The sequence below is a fragment of the Tabrizicola sp. genome, assembly GCF_036781545.1.
Taxonomy (GTDB): Bacteria; Pseudomonadota; Alphaproteobacteria; order Rhodobacterales; family Rhodobacteraceae; genus Tabrizicola.
The window spans coordinates 1-3,565 of sequence record NZ_DAIQAT010000245.1 but is presented as its reverse complement, the minus strand read 5'-3'; the positions used below and the strand labels follow the sequence as shown (position 1 = coordinate 3,565).

The window sequence follows — 3,565 nt, the reverse complement described above, 5'->3', positions numbered from 1 at the left end:
CCAACACCCTCGCCCCCGGCCAGGGCGATCTGATCCCGGTCGAGGCGATCTTCCGTCACCCGTCCTATACCGGCACCCAGTTCGACTTCGACATCGCGCTGATCAAGCTCTCCCGCGCACCGCAGGTGCCCTACCAGACCGTCGAGGTGCCGGATGCCGAATACGGCGACCTCCTGAACAAGCAGGGCGTCACCACCATCGTCACCGGCTGGGGCCTGCAGGAAGGCGCCCGGCCCTCGGCCGAACTGCGCCAGGCCCAGATCCAGGTTCTCGACCGCGAGCTGTGCAACACCGCCATGCTGGAAGCCCGCGCCGAGGATGCGGCGGGCGGTTTCGGCTATGCCGTGCAGACCCTCGGCGTCGCCGAGACCGACGCCTATGCGATCTGGGACGAGCTGATGGCCAAGGCCCCGAAGCCGGTCTCCGAGAACATGATCTGTTCCGGCACCTTCGAGGGCGGCAAGACCTCGTGCAATGGCGACTCGGGCGGCCCGCTGGTCGTGCCGGTGGAAGGCGGCGGCTACATCCAGGCCGGCATCGTCAGCTGGGGCCTCTCCGCCACCACCGGCCGGGGCTGCGAGGAAACCGCGCTCTTCTCCGCCTATACCAACATCTCGAAATTCGTCCCCTGGCTGAACCAGGTGATCGAGGCGAATCCCTGAAACTCGGGGCCGCGCGCCTTCGGGGCACGCCGGATCACTGCTGAGAGGGCTGGCAGTCGAAGTCGGGCCGCACCACTATGCCCAAAGCCGACAGGAGCGCCCCTTCGTTGCCCGGCTCCTGCAGTTCTGCCGCTGACGCATCGTCCAGCCGACCGAAGTACATGACCACCGGCAGGCCGGAAGGCTTGGCCCTCACGACGAGGGCGCTGCTCTCGCCCGACCCCGGAAGGGCACAGCGGGTCAGGCCTCGGATCAAGGAGGATTGCGCCAGCGCCCCGAATTCGGCCTCCAGCCGATCAAAGGCTGCGCGGTCGGGGACCAGAATGTCCATGTCGGAGGATCCAGAAGCCCCCTTGTAGACGTAGATCCCGACCGCGTCGCCCCCCCTCGTCGCGCAGATGCGTGAAGCCCAGTCCCGACACCGGGTCGCGGCAGTCGTGAATTGTTTCGTCATCCTTCAAGGTCTGGACGCAAGAGAAGCGCGTCACGTCCAGCGATCCATCCGCCTGCACCGCTGCCAAGACGGCACCAACCAGAGCCTCCAGCCCCTCTCCCTGAGCCGGAGCTGACAGCCCGAGGGCCAGCAGGATCGCGGTGCAAGCCCGGCGCGCCGACGGAGATCGGAGGGACAGCATATGCTGAATGTTCATGGCCAATCCCTTGCTTTCGTTTTCGGCAGCCGCCCCGCGTGGGCAGCCCCTCAGATCCCCATCCCCACCTTCCGCCCCTCGTGGAACGCATAGGCCGCCAGCCTCGGCGCCGTGCAGTCGCCGATCCGGTGCATCGCCTTGCCCGCCATCGCCTCCGGGTAAGGGTCGAAGGCCCGGTTGGTCGTCGCCATCACCAGCCCCGAGGCCGGGATCACCTCTTCCTCCCCCGTCAGGAACGACCGCACCGTCACCCCGTTGCCATGCCAGCGCACCAGCCGGTGCTCCACCAGCATCCGCACGCCCAGAGCCCCCAGCCGCCGGCGCACCACGCCATCCGCCGCCGTCCGGGAAATCTCTTTCCCGACAAAGGGTTCCGGCGTCACGATGGTCACTTTCCTCCCCTGCTCCGCCAGCGCCCAGGCCGTCCCGACCCCGCGCCAGTTCGATCCCTCGTCATAGACCACCACCGCATCCCCCAGCCGCGCCTCGCGCCGCAGCACCGCCTCGGGCGACCAGACGCCCCCCGCCTCGATCCCCGGCAGCGACGCCTCCTGCGGCACCCAGCGCTGGAACCCGGTCTCGTCCGGCAGCGATCCCGTCGCCACCACCACGACCGAAGCGGCATGATCCGCGATCTCCCGCTCGTCGAGGAAGGTGTTCAGACGCAGCCTGACCCCCAGCTTCTCGAACTGCCGCTCGTACCAGTCCATCAGCTCCAGGATCTGCGCCCGCCGCGGCTGCATCCCCGCCAGCCGGAACTGCCCGCCCACCACCGGAAGGGCCTCGACCAGCTCCACCCGATGCCCCCGTTCCGCCGCCACCCGCGCCGCCTCCAGCCCCGCAGGCCCGGCGCCCACCACCAGCACATCCTTTGCCACCGGAGCCGCCCCGAACCGGTCCCCGCCCCATTCGAATTCCCGCCCCGCGCTCGGATTGATCAGGCAGGAAATCCAGTAGTCGCGGGACCGCCGCCCCCAGCACATCTGGTTGCACGAGATGCAGCCCCGCACATCCTCCGCCCGCCCCTCGGCCACTTTCCGCGCCAGATGCGGGTCGGCGATCTGCCCCCGCACGATGCTGACCAGATCGGCCAAGCCCGAGGCGATGATCGCCTCGCCGTTCTCCGGCGTCCTCACCCCGGCCTCCGAGGTCACGACCGCATGGCGTAGCACCCCCTTCAACTGCTGCGTCAAAGGTGTGGTCAGCTTCTCGGCATGGGTGAAGGGCGGGATGATCGCCTCGGCTTCCAGATATGACCCCGCCCCGACCGTCACGTAGTCGATATGCCCCGTCCGGTCATGCAGCGCGAGAATCTCGCACAAGGCCTCGGCCCCCAAAGTCACCTCGTAGGCCGTCGAATAGCTCACCGCCAGCCCGACGATGAACTCCTCGCCACAGGCCCGCCGCACCCGCTCGATCAGCTCGCGCGAGAACCGCGTCCGCCCCTCCAGCGACCCGCCCCACTGGTCCGTGCGCTGGTTCGACCACGGCGTCCAGAACTGGTCCAGCAGCGAATGATAGGCCGCCCAGACCTCCACGCCCTGAAACCCCGCCGCCTTGGCCCGCACCGCCGCCGCCACATGCGCCTCCAGCAGCTCTTCCACCTCCGTCCCGGTCATCGCGTGCGAGCCGTCCGAGTCATGGTAGGACGGCCCGCCCGAGGGCGACCAGTGCGGCGCGAAGCTCAGGTCGGAATCTCCATGCGCGCCAATATGATAGAGCTGCTGGATGATCACCGCCCCTGCCTGCTTCACCTCGTCGGTGATGGTGCGGAAGGCCGGGATCACCCGGTCGTCGGAATGCAGGAAATTGCCCCGCGTCAGCACCCCGGTCCGGTGCACCGGCACCGGCTCTGCCACCACCATCGCCGCCCCGCCAAGCGCGCGTTCCAGCAGGTATTTCCCGAAGCGCGGGCCGGGCATCCCCTGGTCCGACATGTTCGCGGTATGCGCGCCGAAGACGATGCGGTTCCGCAGCGTATGGTCGCGAAGTTTCAGGGGGGACATCAGTCGAGGGTGCTGGGTCATGGCTGCCTCCGTTGCGGCCATGCCAACAGGAATCGACATAGGTGTCAAGTTTTAGCGTGCAACGAAACCCCGTCCCGGGCTTGACCCGGGACCTCGTCTTACACGTTCGCGCGGATGGCAGGCAGAGGTCCCGAGTCAAGCCCGGGACGGGGTTCTTATTCGGCCGCCACGTCCCAGCCCGAGATCGCCTTGACCTCCAGGAACTCCTCGATCCCCCAGGCCCCGC

3 protein-coding genes are annotated in these 3,565 nt (G+C 68.2%); 1 reads left to right on the top strand and 2 read right to left on the bottom strand.

All coding sequences use genetic code 11. The features are described from left to right. The coding region (locus V7Q39_RS20070; protein WP_333818385.1) for a serine protease at positions 1-662 on the top strand (662 nt) is incomplete at its 5' end. A gap of 34 nt (positions 663-696) precedes the next feature. Here V7Q39_RS20070 and V7Q39_RS20065 read toward each other — a convergent pair. Then, positions 697-993, bottom strand: coding sequence for a hypothetical protein (locus V7Q39_RS20065; RefSeq protein WP_333818384.1), 297 nt, complete (start codon positions 991-993; stop codon positions 697-699). A 369-nt stretch (positions 994-1,362) separates the two neighbouring features. Further along, on the bottom strand, positions 1,363-3,318 hold the full coding sequence (locus V7Q39_RS20060; protein ID WP_333818383.1) for an oxidoreductase: 1,956 nt from the start codon (positions 3,316-3,318) through the stop codon (positions 1,363-1,365). Positions 3,319-3,565 lie beyond the last annotated feature (247 nt).

Excerpts from the sequence above, each read along its gene's own strand:
- V7Q39_RS20065 (WP_333818384.1), bottom strand. The coding sequence starts at position 993 with ATGGACATTCTGGTCCCCGACCGCGCAGCCTTTGATCGGCTGGAGGCC.
- V7Q39_RS20060 (WP_333818383.1), bottom strand. The coding sequence starts at position 3,318 with ATGTCCCCCCTGAAACTTCGCGACCATACGCTGCGGAACCGCATCGTC.